Origin of the sequence: Lentzea indica (assembly GCF_012184385.1) — a bacterium.
GTDB lineage: Bacteria > Actinomycetota > Actinomycetes > Mycobacteriales > Pseudonocardiaceae > Lentzea > Lentzea indica.
This window is the reverse complement of sequence record NZ_VSRL01000012.1, coordinates 1-22,694: the sequence shown is the minus strand read 5'-3', so window position 1 is coordinate 22,694 and position 22,694 is coordinate 1. Positions and strand designations below refer to the sequence as shown.

At 66.6% G+C, this 22,694-nt stretch carries 17 protein-coding genes and 1 pseudogene; 15 read left to right on the top strand and 3 right to left on the bottom strand.

Annotated features, from left to right (window positions below; all coding sequences use genetic code 11):
- The first annotated feature begins 22 nt into the window (after window positions 1–22).
- From rplJ to FXN61_RS05335, 15 genes and pseudogenes are all read left to right on the top strand, one after another.
- Window positions 23–565, top strand: coding sequence for a 50S ribosomal protein L10 (gene rplJ / locus FXN61_RS05405; protein WP_167970823.1), 543 nt, complete (start codon window positions 23–25; stop codon window positions 563–565).
- Window positions 566–621: 56 nt separating this feature from the next.
- Window positions 622–1,011, top strand: a complete 390-nt coding sequence (gene rplL / locus FXN61_RS05400; protein ID WP_167970821.1) for a 50S ribosomal protein L7/L12 — start codon at window positions 622–624, stop codon at window positions 1,009–1,011.
- Window positions 1,012–1,826: 815 nt separating this feature from the next.
- Window positions 1,827–2,882: an ABC transporter ATP-binding protein gene (locus FXN61_RS05395; RefSeq protein WP_167970819.1), complete on the top strand. Its 1,056-nt coding sequence runs from the start codon at window positions 1,827–1,829 to the stop codon at window positions 2,880–2,882.
- Entirely contained in the window at window positions 2,879–3,664 is a 786-nt protein-coding gene (locus tag FXN61_RS05390; RefSeq protein ID WP_167970818.1) for an MlaE family ABC transporter permease, read from the top strand. The genes FXN61_RS05395 and FXN61_RS05390 overlap by 4 nt, the downstream gene beginning before the upstream one ends.
- Window positions 3,664–4,473: an MlaE family ABC transporter permease gene (locus FXN61_RS05385; protein WP_167970817.1), complete on the top strand. Its 810-nt coding sequence runs from the start codon at window positions 3,664–3,666 to the stop codon at window positions 4,471–4,473. Before FXN61_RS05390 ends, FXN61_RS05385 begins: the two co-directional genes overlap by 1 nt.
- Window positions 4,470–5,786, top strand: coding sequence for an MCE family protein (locus FXN61_RS05380; protein ID WP_167970816.1), 1,317 nt, complete (start codon window positions 4,470–4,472; stop codon window positions 5,784–5,786). Before FXN61_RS05385 ends, FXN61_RS05380 begins: the two co-directional genes overlap by 4 nt.
- Window positions 5,783–6,814, top strand: a complete 1,032-nt coding sequence (locus FXN61_RS05375; protein WP_167970815.1) for an MCE family protein — start codon at window positions 5,783–5,785, stop codon at window positions 6,812–6,814. Before FXN61_RS05380 ends, FXN61_RS05375 begins: the two co-directional genes overlap by 4 nt.
- Window positions 6,811–7,812, top strand: coding sequence for an MCE family protein (locus FXN61_RS05370; protein WP_167970814.1), 1,002 nt, complete (start codon window positions 6,811–6,813; stop codon window positions 7,810–7,812). The genes FXN61_RS05375 and FXN61_RS05370 overlap by 4 nt, the downstream gene beginning before the upstream one ends.
- The gene (locus FXN61_RS05365) at window positions 7,809–8,984 is read left to right on the top strand and encodes an MCE family protein (protein ID WP_167970813.1); all 1,176 of its coding nucleotides are present in this window, start codon (window positions 7,809–7,811) and stop codon (window positions 8,982–8,984) included. The genes FXN61_RS05370 and FXN61_RS05365 overlap by 4 nt, the downstream gene beginning before the upstream one ends.
- Complete coding sequence (locus tag FXN61_RS05360) at window positions 8,981–10,117, top strand: MCE family protein (RefSeq protein WP_167970812.1); 1,137 nt, start codon at window positions 8,981–8,983, stop codon at window positions 10,115–10,117. Before FXN61_RS05365 ends, FXN61_RS05360 begins: the two co-directional genes overlap by 4 nt.
- Window positions 10,114–11,337: an MCE family protein gene (locus FXN61_RS05355; RefSeq protein ID WP_167970811.1), complete on the top strand. Its 1,224-nt coding sequence runs from the start codon at window positions 10,114–10,116 to the stop codon at window positions 11,335–11,337. Before FXN61_RS05360 ends, FXN61_RS05355 begins: the two co-directional genes overlap by 4 nt.
- Window positions 11,337–11,852 (top strand): Rv1363c family protein, encoded by a 516-nt coding sequence (locus FXN61_RS05350; protein ID WP_167970809.1) that lies wholly within the window; start codon window positions 11,337–11,339, stop codon window positions 11,850–11,852. The genes FXN61_RS05355 and FXN61_RS05350 overlap by 1 nt, the downstream gene beginning before the upstream one ends.
- 29 nt (window positions 11,853–11,881) lie before the next feature.
- Window positions 11,882–12,703, top strand: a complete 822-nt coding sequence (locus FXN61_RS05345; RefSeq protein ID WP_167970807.1) for a hypothetical protein — start codon at window positions 11,882–11,884, stop codon at window positions 12,701–12,703.
- 505 nt (window positions 12,704–13,208) lie between these two features.
- Window positions 13,209–16,694, top strand: a complete 3,486-nt coding sequence (gene rpoB / locus FXN61_RS05340) for a DNA-directed RNA polymerase subunit beta (protein WP_167970805.1) — start codon at window positions 13,209–13,211, stop codon at window positions 16,692–16,694.
- A gap of 100 nt (window positions 16,695–16,794) precedes the next feature.
- Window positions 16,795–20,690 (top strand): annotated as a pseudogene (locus FXN61_RS05335) (DNA-directed RNA polymerase subunit beta').
- A 497-nt stretch (window positions 20,691–21,187) separates the two neighbouring features.
- On the opposite strand, the gene FXN61_RS05330 reads toward FXN61_RS05335, so the two are convergent.
- From FXN61_RS05330 to FXN61_RS05320, 3 genes are all read right to left on the bottom strand, one after another.
- Window positions 21,188–21,469: a DUF4287 domain-containing protein gene (locus FXN61_RS05330; protein ID WP_167970803.1), complete on the bottom strand. Its 282-nt coding sequence runs from the start codon at window positions 21,467–21,469 to the stop codon at window positions 21,188–21,190.
- Window positions 21,470–21,571: 102 nt separating this feature from the next.
- Window positions 21,572–22,009, bottom strand: coding sequence for a hypothetical protein (locus tag FXN61_RS05325; RefSeq protein WP_167970801.1), 438 nt, complete (start codon window positions 22,007–22,009; stop codon window positions 21,572–21,574).
- The gene (locus FXN61_RS05320) at window positions 22,006–22,452 is read right to left on the bottom strand and encodes a hypothetical protein (protein ID WP_167970799.1); all 447 of its coding nucleotides are present in this window, start codon (window positions 22,450–22,452) and stop codon (window positions 22,006–22,008) included. Before FXN61_RS05320 ends, FXN61_RS05325 begins: the two co-directional genes overlap by 4 nt.
- Window positions 22,453–22,694 lie beyond the last annotated feature (242 nt).

The following is a 22,694-nucleotide window of genomic DNA, read 5'->3' as shown; positions in this document are numbered from 1 at the left end:
CCAGCCCAGAGAGGAGGCGATCATGGCGAAGCCCACGAAGGTTACGGCGGTCGCTGAGCTCGCGGACCAGTTCCGCAGCAGCTCGGCAGCGGTTGTCACCGAGTACCGTGGCCTCTCCATGGCGCAGCTCACCACGCTGCGTCGCGCTCTCGGCGCGGGCACCAAGTACACCGTCGCGAAGAACACGCTGGTCAAGTTGGCCGCTGCGGACGCCGGCGTCGAGGGCCTCGAGGCCCTCCTGTCCGGCCCCACCGCCATCGCGTTCGTCGAGGGCGAGCCCGTCGACGCCGCCAAGGCGATCCGCGACTTCGCGAAGGACAACAAGGCCCTGGTCATCAAGGGCGGCTACATGGATGGCCGCCCGCTCTCGGTCGACGAGGTCACCGCTATCGCGGACCTCGAGAGCCGTGAGGTGCTGCTCGCGAAGCTCGCGGGCGCGATGAAGGGCAACCTGGCCAAGGCCGCGGGTCTGTTCAACGCCCCGGCTTCCCAGGTCGCTCGCCTGGCTGCTGCCCTGCAGGAGAAGAAGGCCGCTGCCGCGGCCGACGCTCCCGCCGAAAGCTGATCACCCGAAGACACACCCGACGCTTTCGCGCGGGAGATTAGAAAGGACCGCCGATCATGGCGAAGCTCAGCACCGAAGAGCTGCTCGACGCGTTCAAGGAGATGACCCTCCTCGAGCTGTCGGAGTTCGTGAAGCAGTTCGAGGAGACCTTCGAGGTCACCGCCGCGGCGCCCGTCGCCGTTGCCGCTGTCGCCGGCCCCGCCGGTGGCGGCGCTGCCGAGGTCGAGGAGCAGACGGACTTCAACGTCATCCTCGAGTCGGCCGGCGACAAGAAGATCCAGGTCATCAAGGTCGTCCGCGAGGTCGTCTCTGGCCTGGGCCTGAAGGAGGCCAAGGAGCTGGTCGAGTCCGCTCCGAAGGCCATCCTCGAGAACGTGGCGAAGGACGTTGCCGACGCCGCCAAGGAGAAGCTCGAGGCCGCTGGCGCCAAGATCACCCTCAAGTGATCTGAGCCCCTTTGGGGGTTGCCCCGTGAGGGGTTGCCCCGCGAGGGGTTGGCGTTTGTGCCTTGTAGTGCCTGAGACGGGCGTGCACCTTTCAACGGGGGTGCACGCCCGTTTTTGTTGTTTCTGATCTTGTCGGGGGTGCTGAGTAGGTTGAGATGTAGGGGTTCCCGGATCAGGGGGACGCCTGCGTTAGCGTGCGGTTTTTGGGTTCTTGCGGGTTCGCGCCTGTGCCGTAGGTGGTTGTGTTGCGTTGGCGGGTTGCGGTTGCGTGCTTTCCCTGGGGGCTCTGCCCCCAGACCCCCGGCAATCTGATCGGGGGTCCCGCGCCGTCAGCGGGTTGATGGCACGCCTGTTGCTTGGGGCGGCTGCCTGTTGGGTTGGTGGGTTGCGTTTGGGGTGGGGTGGTCCCGTCACGAGTCGCACCAGAGGCAGCCGCGCCTGCGACTCGTGACGGGACTACCCCACCCGCGTTGTGTGTGAAGGACTGCTCGGCTGCGCCTTCGCGAGGACTGCTCGGCTGTGCCATCGCTAGGACTGCTCGGCTGTGCCATCGCATGAGGGGTGCTCGGCTTCGCCTTTGCGTCGGTATGCGCTCCGTCATTTGGCGGTGTGCTTGCGCTCACACCGAGGTCCGGATTTCCCGGTTGTCAGGCAGTGGTCTACGGGCTGCTGACCGTTTTGCGAGGTCACGCTGCGTGGCGTTATCTGAACGCAACCGCCGTTAGGCCAACTGGTGAGTAACCTGCCGCGAACGAACTCGTTGCCCAGGTGTGACGCCGATCGCCGCGGCGTCTTGGGCGTGTGCGGAGGTGCGGATGGGCGTCGAGGTGGTCGTCGAGGGTCTGACGAAGTCCTTCGGCAAGCAGACCATCTGGCAGGACGTCACGCTCACGCTGCCGCCAGGTGAGGTCAGCGTGATGCTCGGGCCGTCTGGTACCGGCAAGAGCGTGTTCCTGAAGTCGCTGGTGGGTCTGCTCAAGCCGGAGCAGGGCAAGATCGTCATCAACGGCACGGATCTCGTGCGGTGCTCTGAGCACAAGCTTTACGAGATTCGGAAGATGTTCGGCGTGCTGTTCCAGGACGGCGCGTTGTTCGGGTCGATGGACCTGTACGACAACATCGCCTTCCCGTTGCGGGAGCACACCCGCAAGACCGAGGCCGAGGTCAGGCGCATCGTCCTCGAGAAGATGGAGATGGTCGGTCTTGTCGGGGCCGAGAGGAAGCTGCCCGGTGAGATCTCGGGCGGTATGCGCAAGCGGGCTGGTCTTGCCCGTGCGCTGGTGCTCGATCCCGAGATCATCCTGTGCGACGAGCCGGACTCCGGGCTCGACCCGGTGCGCACGGCGTACCTGAGCCAGCTGTTGATCGACCTGAACGCGCAGATCGACGCGACGATCCTCATCGTCACGCACAACATCAACATTGCTCGCACCGTGCCGGACAACCTCGGGATGTTGTTCCGGCGGGAGCTTGTGATGTTCGGGCCTCGCGAAGTGCTGCTGACCAGCGATGAGCCGGTTGTCGAGCAGTTCCTCAACGGGCGACGGCTCGGACCGATCGGCATGTCCGAGGAGAAGGACCAGGCCACGATGGCCGCCGAGCAGGCGCACGCGGACGCCGGGCACTCCGACGGATCGTTGGACGAGGACGTGCGCGGTGTCGTGCCGCAGCTGGAGCCGACGCCTGGGCTGCCGTTCCGGGACGCTGTCAGGCGGCGCAAGGACCGGGTCATGTCGATCATTCACCACCTGCCGTACGAGGCGCAGCAAGGGATCATCGCCAGCCTCACGCCGGAGGAGCAGGCGCGCTACAACGTGCACGCGACGGCTCCCACTCCGAGTCCCTGGCCGCGTCAGGGCGGTGTGCTGTGACTGCGCAGACGACTTTCCCCGGCGCTGGTGCGCTGCGGGAGACCGGGAAGCTGTGCCAGCTCGGCATCGACGTCGTGCGGACGTCGTTCCGCAGGCCCTTCCAGCTCCGGGAGTTCATCCAGCAGAGCTGGTTCATCGTCAGCGTGACGGTGTTGCCGACGGCGCTGGTCTCCATTCCGTTCGGTGCGGTCATCGCGCTGCAGCTCGGCAGTCTTACGAGGCAGATCGGCGCGCAGTCGTTCACGGGTGCGGCCAGCGTGCTCGCGATCATCCAGCAGGCCAGTCCGATCGTGACGGCACTGCTGATCGCGGGTGCCGGCGGCAGTGCGATCTGTGCTGATCTCGGCTCTCGCAAGATCCGCGAAGAGATCGACGCCATGGAAGTCCTCGGCGTCAGTCCGATCCATCGTCTTGTGGTGCCGCGGGTGCTTGCCGCGATGCTGGTGTCCGTGCTGCTCAACGGCATGGTGAGCGTCGTCGGTGTGCTCGGCGGCTACTTCTTCAACGTGATCATGCAGGACGGCACGCCGGGCGCTTACCTCGCGAGCTTCTCCGCGTTGGCGCAGCTGCCCGACCTGTGGATCAGCGAGATCAAGGCGCTCATCTTCGGGTTCATCGCGGGCATCGTGGCCGCGTACCGGGGGCTCAACCCGGCCGGTGGGCCGAAGGGCGTCGGTGACGCGGTGAACCAGGCCGTGGTCATCACCTTCCTGCTGCTGTTCTTCGTCAACTTCGTCCTCACCACGATCTACCTGACGGTCGTGCCCGCGAAGGGGAGCTGATGGCGAACAAGGCGATGTCCACTCTGGACGGCTTCGGCGACCAGCTGGCGTTCTACATCAAGGCGCTGGCCTGGACCCCGCGCGCGCTCAAGCGGTACGGCAAGGAAACGATGCGGCTGCTGGCCGAGGTCAGCTTCGGCAGTGGTGCGCTCGCGGTCATCGGCGGCACGATCGGCGTGATGGTCGGGCTGAGCGTCTTCACCGGCACCGTTGTCGGTCTTCAGGGCTTCACCGCGCTCAACCAGATCGGCACGAGTGCGTTCGCCGGCTTCGTCAGCGCCTACTTCAACACCCGCGAGATCGCGCCGCTCGTGGCGGGCCTTGCCCTTTCAGCCACCGTTGGATCAGGGTTCACGGCCCAGCTCGGTGCGATGCGGATCTCCGAGGAGATCGACGCGCTGGAGGTCATGGGCATCCCCAGCCTGCCGTTCCTGGTCACCACGCGGATCATCGCCGGCTTCGTCGCGATCATCCCGCTGTACGTGATCGGGTTGCTGACGAGTTACCTGGCCGCCAGGACGATCACCGTCGAGTTCTACGGGCAGTCGGCCGGCACGTACGACCACTACTTCAACCTGTTCCTACCCCCGATCGACGTGTTGTGGTCGTTCGGCAAGGTGCTGGTCTTCGCGGTCGTGATCATCATGACCCACTGCTACTACGGCTACCGCGCGAGCGGCGGGCCGGCGGGCGTCGGTGTGGCGGTCGGACGTGCGGTGCGGACCGCGATCGTCACGACGGCGCTGCTCGACTTCTTCCTGAGCCTCGCGATCTGGGGAGCCACGACCACAGTGAGGATCGCCGGATGAAGAAACGCGTGCTGGGCATCGCCTTTCTTCTCGCGATCGCCATGTTCCTGTCACTCACGGTGGCGCTGTACAAGGACGTCTTCAGCGACTACGTGAAGGTCACGCTCAAGACCGACCACATCGGCAACCAGTTGCAGACGGCGAGCGACGTCAAGGTGCGCGGCCTCATCGTCGGCTCGGTGAAGGCCATCCGCACCAGCGGGGACGGCGCCGAGCTGGAGCTGGCCCTGTTGCCGGACAAGGTCGAGCAGATCCCCGGCAACGTCAGCGCGCGGCTGCTGCCCAAGACGCTGTTCGGCGAGCGGTACGTGAACCTCGTGCTGCCGCAGCAGAAGAGCGGCGCGATCAAGGAAGGCGCGGTCATCGAGCAGGACCGCACCAGCAGCGCGATCGAGCTCGAACGCGTGCTCGACAACCTGATGCCGGTGCTGCAGGCGATCCAGCCGGAGAAGCTCGCCACCACGCTGACCGCGCTGTCACAGGCCCTCGACGGCCGCGGCAAGCCGCTCGGCGAAACGCTGGTGTCGCTCGACAAGTACCTCGGTGAGCTCAACCCGCAGCTGCCCGCGTTGAAGGAGAACATCTCCAAGCTCGCGGACGTCTCGAACGTCTACGCGGACGCCGCGCCGGACCTGCTGCAGGCGCTCAACGACATGACCACGACGACCAAGACCGTCGTCGAGCAGCGGGACAACCTGCTCGCGCTGTACGGGTCGATGACCACGACCTCGCAGGACCTCACGAGCTTCCTCACGGTCAACAAGAACAACATCATCGGGCTCGCCGACACCGGCCGCCCGACGCTGGAGCTGCTGGCCAAGTACGCGCCCGAGTACCCGTGCCTGCTCAAGGGGCTCGCGGAGTTCGAGCCGATCATCAGCAAGGCGTTCGGCGAGGGCACGAACGAGCCCGGCCTGCACATCACGCTGGAGATCACGCAGAACCGCGGCAAGTACAAGCCGAACCTCGACGAGCCGGAGTACAAGGACAAGCGCGGACCTCGCTGCTACGACATCGTGCCGAGGCCGAACCCGTTCCCGCAGTACCCGCCGGAGGGCCCGGTGCAGGACGGTTCCAGCTCGCCGCCGCCCGCCCGCGTGGCCAACGACGGGATCCTGCCGCCCGCCAACGCCGGCAACGTGACGGTGCCGCAGTCCGCGGACGTGTTGCGGCTCGCCAACTCGCCGGAGGAGGCCAGGTTGATCGCGGCGCTCTTCGGACCGCGGATCGGCGTCGACCCGCAGGACATGCCCGGCTGGTCGAGCCTGCTGCTCGGGCCGCTCGTCCGTGGAACGGAGGTGACCGTCAAGTGAAGGGTGTGCTCGCCCCGCTGATCAAGCTGATCGCCTTCGCGGTGGTCACGATCCTCGCCACGACGCTGCTCGCGGTGACCATCGCCAACGTGAACCTGGCCGATGCCACGGACTACAAAGCGCAGTTCACCGACGTGACCGCGTTGAACGAGGGTGACGACATCCGCATCGCCGGTGTCCGCGTCGGGCAGGTCGACGAGATCAAGGTCGTCGACCGCAAGACCGCCGAGGTCGCGTTCTCGATCGACGGCGACCGCAAGCTGCCGGAGTCGGTCACCGCGACGATCAAGTACCGCAACCTGGTGGGACAGCGGTACATCGCGCTCGAGGCCGGCACCGGTGACACCAGGGCGGTGCTGCCAGAAGGCGGCACCATCCCGCTGGACCGCACCAAGGCCGCGCTCGACCTCACCGTGCTGTTCAACGGCTTCAAGCCGCTCTTCCAGGCGCTGTCGCCGGAGGACGTGAACAAGCTGTCGTTCGAGATCATCCAGGTGCTGCAGGGAGAAGGCAGCACGATCGACAGCCTGCTCCAGCACACGGCGTCGCTGACCAGCACTTTGGCCGGCAAGGACAAGGTGATCGGCGAGGTCGTCGACAACCTCAACACCGCGCTGGACACCGTGAACTCACGCGACGAGGACTTCAACAACCTCGTGGTCACGTTGCAGACGCTGGTGTCCGGACTCGCGCAGGACCGTCAGCCGATCGGCGACGCGATCACCGCGCTCGGCGACCTGACCAACGCCACCTCCGGTCTGCTGGAGCAGGGGCGAGAGCCGTTGAAGAACGACATCGCGCAGCTCGGCATCGTCTCGAAGACGCTGGGGGACAACGAGGTGCTTGTCGACCGCATGTTGCAGGGACTTCCGAACAAGCTGGAGACGATCACGAGGACCGCGACGTACGGCTCGTGGTTCAACTTCTTCCTGTGCGAGGGAACCGGTCAGATCGCGGTTCCGCCGGTCATCAAGGACCCCGTTCCGATCACGGCGTTGCCGGTGACACAACAGAGGTGCCGCCGATGAAGGAACGCAACCCGATCCGGACTGGCGCGGTCAGCCTGACACTGATCGTCCTGCTGTTGCTGGCCGCGTTCTACTCGGACGACCTGCCGATCATCGGCGGTGGCACGAGCTACGCCGCGGACTTCAGCGAGGCGGCGGGACTGGTGCCGGGCAACGAGGTCCGCGTCGCCGGCGTGAAGGTCGGCAAGGTCACCAAGGTCAAGCTGAACGGCGACCGCGTGCGGGTGACGTTCAAGGTCAAGGACGCCTGGGTGGGCGACAGGACGACCGCGATGATCCGCATCAAGACGTTGCTGGGCCAGAAGTTCCTCTCGCTCGACCCGCAGGGGAGCGCGCCGCTGAGCCCTGGCAACCCGATCCCGAAGGAACGCACGCTCGCGCCGTACGACGTGAACGAGGCGTTCAACGGACTCGCGACGACCGTCGGCCAGATCGACACCAAGCAGCTCGCGGACAGCTTCACGGTGCTGTCCGACACCTTCAAGAACTCGCCGGAGCACGTCAGGGGCGCGCTGGACGGTCTGTCCGCGCTGTCGAAGACGATCTCCTCGCGGGACGAGCAACTGGCCAAGCTCCTGGACAACACCAGGCAGCTGACCAAGACGCTGGCCGACCGCAACGCAGAGTTCGAGAAGCTGCTCTCGGACGGCAACCTGCTGCTCGGTGAGCTGCGCAAGCGCCGCGAGTCGATCAGCGCACTGCTGACCGGCACCCGCGACCTGGCCCGTGAGCTGAGCGGTCTGGTGAACGACAACCAGAACCAGCTCAAGCCCGCGCTGGAGCAGCTCGGCAGGGTCACCACGATCCTGCAGCGCAACCAGGACAACCTCGACCGCAGCCTCGCGTTGATGGCGCCGTTCTACCGGGTGTTCGCGAACACCCTGGGCAACGGCCGTTGGTTCGACACTTACATCTGTGGCCTGCTGCCGCCCGCGGTGAACCTCGGAGTCGTCGGGTTCAACGAAGAAGGCTGCCTGCCTCCGGGGGTGCAGCGATGACGACCTCGAACACCAAAGCAGGGCGCGACATGGCGCGGTTCATCGCGATCGCGTGCGTGCTCGCACTGGTCGTGACCGCGGGCATGTGGTGGGTCTTCGCCGGCATGAACGGGCGCAAGGTCACCGCGCACTTCGCCGCGGCCGTCGGCGTCTACCCCGGCGGTGACGTGCGGGTGCTGGGCGTGAAGGTCGGCACCATCGACGAGGTCACGCCGGAGGGCAAGACCGTGAAGGTCGTCTTCACCGTCGACCGCGACGTGCGGATCCCGGAGAACGCGCAGGCCGTCGTGGTCTCGCCGAGCGTCGTCAGCGACCGGTACGTCCAGCTCGCCCCCGCCTACACCGGTGGGCCGACGCTGGGCGACAACGCCGTGATCCCGCGCGAGCGCACCGCGACGCCGGTCGAGCTGGACGAGCTGTACCAGTCGCTCGACAAGCTCACGACCGCGTTGGGTCCCAACGGTGCGAACGCGGACGGCGCGCTGGCGGACCTGCTGAACTCCGCCGCGAAGAACCTCGAGGGCAACGGCCAGGCGCTCAACGACACGTTGAAGAACCTCGGCCAGGCCACGCGCACGCTGTCCGGGTCCAAAGAGGACCTGTTTGCCACGGTCGACAACCTGCAGAAGTTCACCGCGATGCTGGCCGCGAACGACAGCCAGGTGCGCGACTTCAACAAGCAGCTCGCCGACGTGTCGAAGATGCTCGCCGACGAACGCGGTGACCTCGGTGCAGCGCTCAACGAGCTGGCGACCGCGCTGGGGCAGGTGCAGGGCTTCATCAAGGACAACCGCGAGGTGCTCAAGTCCAACGTGGACAAGCTCGCCTCGATCACGCAGGTGCTGGTGAACCAGCGGGCCGCCCTGGCGGAGACTCTCGACGTCGCCCCGCTGGCGCTGGGCAACCTGCAGAACTCCTACAACGCGGCGTCCGGCACGCTCGACACCCGCGCGAACATCAACGAGCTCAACCAGCCGCCGATCGTGCTGATCTGCAAGCTGGTCCAGCAGGCGACGCCGAACAACGTGCCGCCGGTGCTCGCACAGACGTGCAAGCAGCTGGAGCCGGTCCTGACCGGCGCGGTTCCGCTGAAGTCGCCGGCCGAGGTGCTCAGCGACATGAACGCGGGCAAGCTGCCGCTGCCCCTGCCGCTCGCGGGGGTGCCCCAGTGAGGAAGCTCGCGATCGCGCTGACAGCGCTGGTTCTCGCCGGTTGTGGTTCCGGTGGGTTCGACGGCGTCTACAACCTGCCGCTGCCGGGTGGTGCCGACGTCGGTGATCACCCCTACCGGGTCAAGGCGCAGTTCAAGGACGTGCTGGACCTGGTGCCGCAGGCGGGCGTGAAGGTCAACGACGTGCCGGTCGGCAGGGTCGAGAAGATCGATCTGGCGCAGGACGGCTGGACCGCCGAGGTCACCATGCTGGTCAACGGCGACGTGCAGCTGCCAGCGAACGCGTTCGCCAACCTGCGCCAGTCGGCCTTGCTCGGTGAGAAGTTCGTCGAGCTGGGCAAGCCCAAGGACGCCGTGGGCGAGCTCGCCGACAACGCCGTGATCCCGCTGACGAAGACCAACCGCAACCCCGAGGTCGAAGAGGTCTTCGGCGCGTTGTCGATGCTGCTCAACGGTGGTGGTGTCGCTCAGCTGCAGCACATCACCAAGGAGCTCAACGCCGCGATGGAGGGCAACGAGCAGGAGATCCGCTCGTTGCTGGGCAACCTGAACACCTTCGTCGGGGAGCTGGACAAGCACAAGGCGGAGATCGTCCGCGCGCTCGACTCGATCAACCGGCTCGCCGGCACGCTGGCGCAGCAGCGCGAGAAGATCGCGGTGGCGCTGACCGACCTGGAGCCCGGCCTGAAGGTGCTGGCCGAGCAGCGCACGCAGCTCGTGACGCTGCTGCAGTCGTTGAACAAGCTCTCCGACGTCGCGGTGGACACGGTCAACAGGAGCCGTGACGACATCGTGGCCGACCTGAAGGCGCTGCAGCCGACGTTGACGAAGCTCGCGGAGTCGGGGCAGAACCTGCCGAAGTCGCTGGAGCTGCTGCTGACCTACCCGTTCCCGGACGAGGCGGTCGACGGCATCAAGGGCGACTACACGAACCTCTACGCCGACCTGGACCTGAACCTCGGCACGATCCTCGACAACCTCGGGCGGTCGCGGCAGTCCCCGCTGGACTCGCTGGTGCCGAGCCAGGGCACGCCGTTGCCGATGCCGAACATCCCGCTGCCGGACCTCGGGCAGGGCACCGGGTCCGGGCTGGGCGACCTGCTCGGCGGCCTGCTGGGAGGTGGTCGCAAGTGATCACGCGGGGGACGAAGCTCAAGATCGGCGCGTTCGTGCTGGTCGCGTTGCTGGGCGTGTCGTACGTCAGCGCGACGTACGTCGGTCTGTTCAAGTCGTCGACGACCACGGTGACGATGCAACTCGCCGACTCCGGCGGCATCTTCACCAACGCCGAGGTCACCTACCGCGGCGTCACGATCGGCAGGGTCGGGCAGCTGCGGCTCACCTCCGACGGCATCGAGGTCGACCTGGAGCTGGACGCGGACGCACCGCGCGTGCCGGCGTCGACCGAGGCCGTCGTGGCGAACCGGTCGGCCGTCGGTGAGCAGTACGTGGACCTGCGGCCGAAGAGCGACGGGGCCCCGTACCTGGAGGCCGGGTCGGTCATTCCGCGCTCGGCGACCAAGACACCGCCGCCGGTCGACGGACTGTTGTCGAACCTGGACGCGTTCGCGTCGTCGGTGCCGACGGACTCCTTGAAGACCGTCGTCGACGAGCTGCACAACGCGTTCAGCGGCACCGGCGGCGACCTGCAGGTGCTGATCGACAACACCTCCGCGTTCACCAGGGCCGCCTCCGAGCACCTGCCGCAGACGACGCAGCTGCTGAAGGACGGCCGGATCGTGCTGGCCACGCAGGCTTCGCAGGGCGGTGCCATCCGCTCGTTCAGCGGCGACCTGCGGTTGATCGCGGAGCAGCTGAAGGCGTCCGACGGCGACCTGCGGCGGTTGATCGTCGCGGTGCCGCCGGCGTCCGAGCAGGTCTCTGCGTTGCTCAAGGAGAGCGGGCCGAACCTCGGTGTGGTCTTCGCGAACCTGCTGACCACGTCGCACATCCTCGTGACCAGGCGCGATGGTCTGGAGCAGATCGCCGTGACGTACCCCATCGCCGTCGGTGGTGGTTTCTCGGTGGCGCCGGGCGACGGCACGGCGCACTTCGGGCTCGCGCTCAACGCGTTCGACCCGATGCCGTGCACCGTCGGCTACGAGGGCACGACCATCCGTACTGGCAACGACACCTCTGCCGCACCGCTGAACACGCAGGCCTACTGCGCTCTGGCCCGCGGCAGCGCGACCTCGGTGCGAGGCTCGCAGAATGCGCCGTACGGTGGAACGCCGACGACACCGGTCGGCAACGCGACGACGCAGCCGGGTCAGGAACCCGCGCAGGCTGCTCCCGAGCGGCCGCTGCTGACGTCGCTGGGCCAGCTGCTGGGCTTGCCAGAGGAGAAGAAGTAGTGCGGATCTTCACCACCAATGTGATCTTGAGTGTCGCCGCGGTCCTGGCGGTGCTGACGTTCGGGTACGCCGCGTACTTCGGCGTGGCCTGGTACGCGGCGTCGCACTCGTCGGAATCGGAGTACGCCTCGCACCGCGACGAGGCGTTGCGGTCGGGCCAGGTCGCCATCACGAACTTCACGACCCTCGACTACAAGAAGGTCGACGAGGACCTGCAGCGCTGGCTCAACTCGTCGACCGGCGAACTGCGCGCCCAGATCGACTCCGAAAAGGACAAGCGCAAGAAGCAGCTGGTCGACGCCAAGTCGGTGACCGAGTCGAAGGTGCTGGACGCCGCGCTCACCGAGCTGGACGACCGCACCGGCAAGGCCAAGATGATCGCCGTCGTGGAGTACTCCGTGACCCCAGAGGGCGGCCAGAAGGCCACCAAGATCGACCGGTTTCTCACCGAGCTCACCCGCACCGAGGACGGCTGGAAGCTGAGCCAGCTGGGCCAGATGCGGGTGGGCATCTGATTCGGCCAGAGTTGATTGGACGAGTGCACGTGCCCCCATCTCGCCGCCGCCCCATCCCCGCTCCGCCGGCCGGAGGCCGCCCCAAGGTCGCCGGCCTGAGCCGCCGCGCGTCCTCCGAGCCCGTTGCTCCGGAGGTCGCGCCGGACGAACTCGTGGACGCGCCGGAGGCCGAGGAGCTCAAGGCACCGGAGGCGGTCGAGTGGACGCCACCGGCCGTGAAGCAGCCGGCCGCGGAGAAGAAGAGCCCGGAGAAGAAGGCCGAGCAGGAGAAGACCAAGCCCGTCGCCGAGAAGACGGACGCTGAGCCTGTCGCATCGGGACGTTCCGGCTGGGTGCTGCCGTCGGCGTTGCTGCTGGTCGCGGTGCTGCTGGGCGGCCTCGGCACGTTCTTCATGGTCAAGTCCCGCTCGGTGACCTACGACGCCGCGCTGGTCGACTCCGCGACCACCTCGGCGGTGAACGGCCAGATCCGCTCGGCCGTGGAGAAGTCGTTCTCGTACAACTTCGCGGACGTGGAGGCCACCGAGAAGGCGGCCAAGGAGCTGCTCACCGGCAAGGCGCTGTGCCAGTACAACGCCGTGTTCGGCCCGGTCAAGGAGATCGCGCCGCAGCAGAAGCTGGTCGTGACCGTCCGTGTGGTGTCCTCCGCCGTGTCGTCGCTGAAGGACGGCCGCGCGACTGTGCTGGTGTTCGCCGACCAGGTCACCACCCGCACCACCGACAACCAGTCCGGTGGCGGCACCGCCATGCTCCGCGTCAGCGCGATCGACGACGGCGGCCGGTGGAAGATCGACAACATGGAGATGTTCGGCGCCAGCGCCGAGCAGAAGCGCGAGCTGCAGGGCTGCTGACGCCCGCCGGTCGTTTGGCCCGGGCCGGTGTCGGCCCAGCGATCATCGTGTCCTAAGATCAACTTCGCTGTGAGGACGTCGGAAGTGCCCTGAAAGCACTGCTCGGACCCCCTCCGCCAGCCCCGACACGCGTGATCTCAGTCACACAATTCTCGTGGCGCTCTGTAAGTTCACTTGAAGCCGCCAACTTCCCACCAAAACGGCCGCACGCGTGTTTGTGCAGGTCAAATGGGTGATGTTCGGCAAATAGCGCTCCATCCAGAGAGTGGATCGCCACGCAACATCTTGACTGCACGCTCATGCAGGGTCACTCTGTCGGTGAGCAAGAGGAGGGTCCTTCCAGGTGCCTCTCGACAGTCGCCGTGCGCGTGGCTAGACTGCCCCTTTGCGCTGCCCATTTTCCGCTTGCCCTTCGCCGAGAGCGTGGATTAGTCGGGCATCGCCGCACCCTTGACAGCCGTGCTAGTTCGCTCTAGCCAGCTACCTGTCCCTGGAAGGACGCATCTTGGCGATCTCTCGCGCGACCAAGGCCACTGCTGCGACCAACTCCACGTCGGGGATCCCTGGAGCGCCGAAGCGCGTCTCGTTCGCAAAGATTCACGAGCCGCTCTCGACGCCCAACCTGCTCGACCTGCAGATCCAGTCGTTCGAATGGCTCACCGGCGACGAGGCGTGGTTCCAGCGTCGCGTCGACGCCGGCGACGAGACCCCGACGGGCGGCCTCGAAGAGGTCCTCAACGAGATCTCGCCGATCGAAGACTTCTCCGGCTCCATGTCACTGTCCTTCTCCGACCCGCGCTTCGACGAGGTCAAGGCCTCGACCGAAGAGTGCAAGGACAAGGACATGACGTACGCGGCACCACTGTTCGTCACGGCGGAGTTCACCAACCACACCACTGGCGAGATCAAGAGCCAGACGGTGTTCATGGGTGACTTCCCGATGATGACGAACAAGGGCACGTTCATCATCAACGGCACCGAGCGCGTGGTTGTCTCGCAGCTCGTGCGTTCGCCTGGTGTCTACTACGACACCGCGGTCGACAAGACGACGGACAAGGACGTCTTCAGCGTCAAGATCATCCCGTCCCGGGGTGCCTGGCTGGAGTTCGACGTCGACAAGCGCGACACCGTTGGTGTCCGCATCGACCGCAAGCGTCGCCAGCCGGTGACGGTGCTGCTGAAGGCTCTGGGCTGGAGCACCGAGCAGATCCGCGAGCGGTTCGCGTTCAGCGAGACGTTGCTGACCACGCTCGAGAAGGACCACACCGCGGGTACCGACGAGGCGTTGCTCGACATCTACCGCAAGCTGCGTCCGGGCGAGCCGCCCACGAAGGAGTCCGCGCAGGCCCTGCTGGAGAACCTGTTCTTCAAGGACAAGCGCTACGACCTGGCGAAGGTTGGCCGCTACAAGGTCAACAAGAAGCTGGGCCTGGACACCGAGATCAACACCGGTGTGCTGACCGAGGACGACATCGTCACGACGATCGAGTACCTCGTCCGCCTGCACGCGGGTGAGACGCAGATGGACGGCGCCAACGGCACCGAGGTTCCCGTCGAGGTCGACGACATCGACCACTTCGGCAACCGTCGTCTGCGCACCGTGGGCGAGCTGATCCAGAACCAGATCCGCGTGGGTCTGTCCCGCATGGAGCGCGTCGTCCGCGAGCGCATGACCACGCAGGACGTCGAGGCCATCACGCCGCAGACCCTGATCAACATCCGTCCCGTCGTGGCGGCGATCAAGGAGTTCTTCGGCACCTCGCAGCTGTCGCAGTTCATGGACCAGACCAACCCGCTTGCGGGTCTGACCCACAAGCGCCGCCTGTCGGCGCTGGGTCCCGGTGGTCTGTCCCGTGAGCGGGCCGGCATGGAGGTCCGCGACGTCCACCCGTCGCACTACGGCCGCATGTGCCCGATCGAGACGCCTGAAGGCCCGAACATCGGTCTGATCGGTTCGCTCTCGTCGTACGCGCGGGTCAACCCGTTCGGCTTCATCGAGACGCCGTACCGCAAGGTCGTCGAGGGCCGGGTCACCGACCAGATCGACTACCTGACCGCGGACGAGGAAGACCGCTTCGTCAAGGCGCAGGCGAACTCGCCGACCGACGACGAGGGCAACTTCACCGACGACCGCGTCCTGGTCCGCAAGAAGGGCGGCGAGGTCGAGTTCATCGACCCGATGGACGTCGACTACATGGACGTCTCGCCGCGCCAGATGGTGTCGGCCGCGACCGCCATGATCCCGTTCCTCGAGCACGACGACGCGAACCGCGCCCTGATGGGTGCGAACATGCAGCGTCAGGCCGTGCCGCTGCTGCGTTCCGAGTCGCCGCTGGTCGGCACCGGCATGGAGCTGCGTGCCGCCGTCGACGCCGGTGACGTCGTCGTCGCGAAGAAGACCGGTGTGGTCGAGGAGGTCTCCGCCGACTACATCACCGTCATGGCCGACGACGGTGCGCGCAACACCTACGCGCTGCACAAGTTCCGTCGCTCGAACCAGGGCACCTGCATCAACCAGAAGCCCATCGTCAACGAGGGCGACCGGGTCGAGGTGGGTCAGGTCCTGGCCGACGGGCCGTGCACCGAGAACGGTGAGATGGCGCTCGGCAAGAACCTGCTCGTGGCGATCATGCCGTGGGAAGGCCACAACTACGAGGACGCGATCATCCTGTCGCAGCGCCTCGTGCAGGACGACGTTCTCACCTCGATCCACATCGAGGAGCACGAGATCGACGCCCGCGACACGAAGCTCGGCGCCGAGGAGATCACCCGGGACATCCCGAACGTCTCCGAAGAGGTCCTGGCAGACCTGGACGAGCGCGGCATCATCCGCATCGGTGCCGAGGTCCAGCCCGGTGACATCCTCGTCGGCAAGGTCACGCCCAAGGGCGAGACCGAGCTGACCCCCGAGGAGCGCCTGCTCCGCGCGATCTTCGGTGAGAAGGCGCGCGAGGTTCGCGACACCTCGCTGAAGGTGCCGCACGGTGAGTACGGCAAGGTCATCGGCATCCGCGTCTTCTCGCGTGAGGACGACGACGAGCTGCCTCCGGGCGTGAACGAGCTCGTCCGCGTCTACGTGGCCCAGAAGCGCAAGATCCAGGACGGTGACAAGCTCGCCGGCCGCCACGGCAACAAGGGCGTCATCGGCAAGATCCTCCCCGCGGAGGACATGCCGTTCCTCGAGGACGGCACGCCGGTCGACATCATCCTGAACACGCACGGTGTGCCGCGTCGTATGAACATCGGCCAGGTGCTGGAGACCCACCTCGGGTGGATCGCCAAGCAGGGCTGGAGCGTCAACGGCGACCCGGACTGGGCGAAGAACCTGCCCGAGGAGCTGTACGACGTCGACCCCGGCACCAAGACCGCCACGCCGGTGTTCGACGGTGCGAAGGAAGAAGAGATCACGGGCCTGCTGGGCTCCACCATCCCGAACCGCGACGGTGAGCGGATGGTCAAGGAGAACGGCAAGGCGCAGCTCTTCGACGGTCGCTCCGGCGAGCCGTACCCGTTCCCGGTGTCGGTCGGCTACATGTACATCCTGAAGCTGCTGCACCTGGTGGACGACAAGATCCACGCGCGTTCGACCGGCCCGTACTCGATGATCACGCAGCAGCCGCTGGGTGGTAAGGCGCAGTTCGGTGGTCAGCGATTCGGTGAGATGGAGTGCTGGGCGATGCAGGCGTACGGCGCCGCATACACCCTGCAGGAGCTGCTCACCATCAAGTCCGACGACGTGCTCGGCCGCGTGAAGGTCTACGAGGCCATCGTCAAGGGCGAGAACATCCCGGAACCCGGTATCCCGGAGTCCTTCAAGGTGCTGCTCAAGGAGCTGCAGTCGCTGTGCCTCAACGTCGAGGTCCTGTCTTCGGACGGTGCCGCGATCGAGATGCGCGACGGCGACGACGAGGACCTGGAGCGCGCGGCCGCGAACCTCGGCATCAACCTGTCGCGGTCCGAGTCGCCCTCCGTGGACGACGTCGTCAACTAGTCACCTCGCCGGTCAGGGAGAGCAATGCCTCCCGCGTAGCTCTCCCTGACCTTCCGACCAGCTCCTTTGCCACCGATCTAAAAAGGGGAAGAGAGTAGACGTGCTCGACGTCAACTTCTTCGATGAGCTCCGTATCGGTCTCGCGACCGCGGACGACATCCGCCAGTGGTCTTTTGGCGAGGTCAAGAAGCCCGAGACCATCAACTACCGCACGCTCAAGCCTGAGAAGGACGGCTTGTTCTGCGAGAAGATCTTCGGTCCCACCAGGGACTGGGAGTGCTACTGCGGCAAGTACAAGCGCGTGCGCTTCAAGGGCATCATCTGTGAGCGCTGCGGCGTCGAGGTGACCCGTGCGAAGGTGCGTCGTGAGCGCATGGGCCACATCGAGCTCGCCGCTCCGGTCACGCACATCTGGTACTTCAAGGGCGTCCCCAGCCGGTTGGGCTACCTGCTCGACCTGGCCCCCAAGGACCTCGAGAAGATCATCTACTTCGCCGCCTACGTGATCGTGGGCGTGAACGCGGAGCTTCGCCACAACGACCTGCCGACGCTCGAGAGCGAGATGCAGGTCGAGCGCAAGCGCGTCGAGAACCGTCGCGACGCCGACGTCGAGGCCCGCGCGCAGAAGCTCGAGGCCGACCTGGCCGAGCTCGAGGCCGAGGGCGCGAAGAGCGACGTGCGCCGCAAGGTCAAGGAGGGTGGCGAACGTGAGATGCGCCAGCTCCGCGACCGCGCCCAGCGCGAGCTGGACCGCCTCGACGAGATCTGGTCGACGTTCACCAAGCTCGAGCGCGCCCAGCTGATCGCGGACGAGCTGCTCTACCGCGAGCTGTACGACCGCTACGGCGACTACTTCACCGGGGCCATGGGCGCCGAGGCCATCCAGAAGCTGCTGGGTGACTACGACGTCGACGCCGAGGCCGACATCCTGCGCGAGACGATCCGCAGCGGTAAGGGCCAGAAGAAGCTGCGTGCGCTCAAGCGCCTCAAGGTCGTTGCCGCCTTCCAGGCGACCCGCAACAACCCGCAGGGCATGGTGCTGGACTGCGTTCCGGTCATCCCGCCGGACCTGCGCCCGATGGTGCAGCTCGACGGTGGCCGCTTCGCGACCTCCGACCTGAACGACCTGTACCGCCGCGTCATCAACCGCAACAACCGGTTGAAGCGACTGATCGACCTCGGCGCGCCCGAGATCATCGTCAACAACGAGAAGCGGATGCTGCAGGAGGCCGTCGACGCGCTGTTCGACAACGGCCGCCGCGGCCGCCCGGTCACCGGTCCCGGTAACCGCCCGCTGAAGTCGCTGTCCGACCTGCTGAAGGGCAAGCAGGGCCGGTTCCGTCAGAACCTGCTCGGCAAGCGCGTCGACTACTCCGGCCGTTCGGTCATCGTGGTCGGCCCGCAGCTCAAGCTGCACCAGTGCGGTCTGCCCAAGCAGATGGCGCTGGAGCTCTTCAAGCCGTTCGTGATGAAGCGGCTGGTCGACCTCAACCACGCGCAGAACATCAAGTCCGCCAAGCGGATGGTCGAGCGTGCGCGCCCGGCCGTGTGGGACGTGCTGGAAGAGGTCATCACCGAGCACCCGGTGCTGCTCAACCGTGCACCTACGCTGCACCGCCTCGGCATCCAGGCCTTCGAGCCGCAGCTGGTCGAGGGCAAGGCCATCCAGCTGCACCCGCTGGTCTGTGAGGCGTTCAACGCCGACTTCGACGGTGACCAGATGGCAGTCCACCTGCCGCTGTCCGCCGAGGCGCAGGCCGAGGCCCGCGTGCTGATGCTGTCGTCGAACAACATCCTGTCCCCGGCGTCCGGCAAGCCGCTGGCCATGCCGCGTCTGGACATGGTGACGGGCCTGTACCACCTGACCCGTCACAAGCCCGGCGACATCGGCGAGGGTCACTTCTACTCGTCGCCCGCCGAGGCCCTGATGGCGTTCGACCGCAAGGTCCTGGGCCTGCAGTCGATGGTGAAGATCCGCGTCTCCGACAAGAACCCGCCCAAGGGGCAGGAGCCGGAGGGCTGGGAGCCCGGTCAGCCGTGGCTCGCGGAGACCACGCTGGGTCGCGTGCTGTTCAACGAGATCCTGCCGCAGGACTACGCCTTCATCAACGAGGTCATGCCCAAGAAGCGGCAGGCCGTGATCATCAACGACCTCGCAGAGCGGTACCCGATGGTCACCGTCGCCCGGACGCTGGACAAGCTGAAGGACGCCGGTTTCCACTGGGCCACCCGTTCCGGCGTGACCGTCGCGATCTCGGACGTCCTCGTGCCCGCCGCGAAGCAGGACATCCTCGAGGAGCACGAGCGCCTCGCGGACGCGGTGGAGAAGCGCTACCAGCGCGGTCAGCTCTCCCACGAGGAGCGCAACTCCGAGCTGGTCAAGGTGTGGACCAAGGCCACCGAGCAGGTCCACGAGATCATGGAAGACAACTTCCCCGAGGACAACTCGATCCGCGTCATCGTGCAGTCCGGCGCCGCCGGCAACATGACGCAGGTCCGTTCGCTCGCGGGTATGCGTGGTCTCGTGACCAACCCGAAGGGTGAGTACATCCCGCGCCCGATCAAGAACTCGTTCCGCGAGGGCTTGTCGGTGCTGGAGTACTTCATCGCGACGCACGGTGCCCGCAAGGGTCTGGCCGACACCGCCCTGCGTACCGCCGACTCGGGTTACCTGACCCGTCGTCTGGTGGACGTCTCGCAGGACGTCATCATCCGCGAGGTCGACTGCGGCACCACCCGTGGTGTGCAGATGACGGTCGGCGAGCAGCTGGGCGACAAGGTCGGCCTGCACGAGTTCGCGCAGACGTCGGTCTACGCCCGCACGGTCGCGGACGACATCACCGACGCGCAGGCAACCTGGTCCTGAGCCGCGGCGACGACCTCGGCGACCCGGCGCTCGCGTCGCTGGTCGAGGCCGGCATCCTCCGCGTGAAGGTGCGCTCGGTGCTGACCTGTGAGTCCGCGGTCGGTGTGTGTGCGTCCTGCTACGGCCGCTCGATGGCGACCGGTCAGCTGGTCGACGTCGGCGAGGCCGTCGGCATCGTCGCCGCCCAGTCGATCGGTGAGCCCGGTACGCAGCTGACGATGCGTACGTTCCACCAGGGCGGTGTGGCCGGTGACGACATCACGACCGGTCTGCCGCGTGTCCAGGAGCTCTTCGAGGCCCGTGTCCCCAAGGGCAAGGCGCCGATCGCCGACGTCGACGGCCGCGTCCGCATCGAGGACGGCGACCGCTTCTGGAAGATCACGCTGATCCCGGACGACGGCTCCGAGGAGATCGTGTTCGAGAAGCTGTCCAAGCGTCAGCGTCTCGCCAACACGGCGACGGGCCCGCTGCAGGACGGCGACCACGTGGCCGTCGGCCAGCAGCTGCTGGAAGGTACGCCCGACCCGCACGAGGTCCTGCGTGTCATGGGCCCGCGCGAGGCCCAGCTGCACCTCGTTCAGGAAGTGCAGAAGGTGTACCGCGCCCAGGGTGTGGCGATCCACGACAAGCACATCGAGGTCATCGTCCGGCAGATGCTCCGCCGGGTCACGATCATCGACTCCGGCGCGACCGAGTTCCTGCCGGGCTCGCTGGTCGAGCGTGCCGACTTCGAGTCGGGCAACCGCGCGGTCGTCGCCGAGGGTGGCGAGCCGGCTGCCGGTCGTCCGGTGCTGATGGGTATCACGAAGGCCTCGCTGGCGACCGACTCGTGGCTGTCCGCCGCGTCGTTCCAGGAGACCACTCGTGTGCTGACCGACGCCGCCATCAACGGGCGTTCGGACAAGCTCATCGGTCTGAAGGAGAACGTGATCATCGGTAAGTTGATCCCGGCTGGTACTGGGATCAACCGCTACCGCAACATCCAGGTTCAGCCGACTGAGGAGGCGCGTGCGGCTGCGTACGCGATTCCTTCCTACGACGACGGGTACTACACGCCCGACGTCTTCGGGACTGGGACTGGTGCTGCGGTGCCGCTGGACGACTACGACTTTGGCCGGGACTACCGGTAGTCGTTGGTGCTGAACGGCCCCTGGAGCTTTGGCTCCGGGGGCCGTTTTGTTTTGGGGCGCTCGGGTTTCGTGGGTGGTCTTGTTGCGTTGGCGGCTGGCGGTTGCGTGCTTTCACCTGGGGGCGCTGCCCCCAGACCCCCGACAACTGATCAAAGACCGGCCAGCGCCGGTCGCGGGCTGATGGCACGCCGGTTGCGTTGGGCGGGGTGCTGTTGCGTTGGTGGGTTGCGTTGGTGTGGGGTGGTCCCGTCACGAGTCGCACCAGAGGCAGCCACACTCGGGATGGGGAGTCAAGGCGAAAGGCGTGCCTTGACTCCCCATCCCGAGCGCGGCAGGGCTTCGCCTGCGACTCGTGACGGGACCACCCCACCCGCGTTGTGTGTGAAGTGCTGCTCGGCTGCGTCGTCGCTTCGGCTCGGGCCTTCGGCCCTCGATCAATTGGCGTCTGCAAGTACCGCCAACTCATGATCGAATCGCCTTTGGGTACCACCAACACGTCAGCGGTTGGCTAGGCCGTCCAGGCGGAGCGTTGTCGACTCGTCTCGGTGGCTGCCGTTGGTGCCTACGTGCTTCGCGCTGATCTCCGGGCCGTTCTTCAGCACGTGGTACAGCGCCATGCCGTGTCCGCGGCCCAGGTCGTAGTCGGTCTTCAGCCATTCCAGGACCACGCCCGCCTTGGTGGTCGCGTCGTAGCCGCGCTCTGCGGCCGCTGCCAGCAGTTCGGCCGGAGTCTTGCCGGTCTTCTTCTCCGCGCCGTCGAGGTAGGCCTGGAAGGACATCGGCGTCTCCGTTCGTCGTTGAACCAGAGCCTAGACAACTATCCCCGTCCTGACAACTTTTCTTGTCGGTGAACCCTGATGTCTGCCCGTGGGGGAGATGTCTCAGCGGCGGCGGGCTCGGGCCAGGGCTCGGGCGCGGATGACGAGGTCGTCCACCAGGTGCTCGTCCACTAGTGGCGGGACGCCGGACTCGTCGGTGCAGCAGCGGGGTTTGGTGCGCTTCTCGGAGAGGCGGGGGCGTACGCCCGCCATCTCGTAGAGGGCCTCGTAGAGGTCGAGGCCTGGGTCGTCGTCGTGCGGTCCGACCAGCAGCACCCACACGACGTCGGGTGACGGGAAGGCGACCACTACGCGGTCGGCGCCGCGCAGGTGTTTTACGCAGAGGCGCGGCAGGGGTTCTGGGCCCGTCACGCGGTAGCCCAGGGTGGCGCAGCCTGAGTGCGCCAGTTCGTCGAGGAAGCGTTCGTAGGCCACGCGGGCGCGGCCGCGAAGGCCGTTGGCCTGGGCGTGCGCTGTGTGGGTTTCTACTACCTGGATCAAGCTGAGCGGACCACGCGTCCTCTGCCACTGCGCATCTCGTCCAGGGACGAGGCCAGGTCGGAGCGGTCCAGCAACGACTGGTCGCTGAGGCGGCGGTGGACTTCGTCGATCAGGCCGCGGGTCTTGCCTGCGCGGCGGAGGTCGGAGACGAGGTGGAGGACCTCGTGGAGGCGCACGGTGTCGAGCAGCATGCGCGGTGCTTGGCTGTGGATGGCCAGCACGCCCTCTCGGGCCCAGGCCTTCACTGTCTTCTCGGTGAGGTCGAGGAGTTCGCCGGCCACCACGGGGCGTACCGGCGGGGCTTGGCGGAGGGTCTTGGCCACCACGCCGTCGAGCTTGCGGCGGCGTTCGTCGTCTTCTGCCAGGGACGACGCCACGGACTCGAGCTCCTCGATCGTTTCGAAGAGATCCCGGATGTGGGCGGCCTCGGTCGCGACAGACATGGCTACTCCTCCCGTTGACTACCGATTATCGCCTGGATTTTCGGTAGTAGTCAACGGCCCCGGAGCAGGGATCCGGGGCCGTCGCACGTCAGGAGGAGAAGAAGAGACCACCGAGGCCGCGGTGCTTGCGGTGCCCGTAGCCGTAGCCGGCGTGACCGCCGTGGTGGTGGTGGACCTGTTGCTGCTGCGCGGCCAGGTCGACAGCGGTCGGCGCGGCCGACCCCGTGCTCACGAGGTTGAGG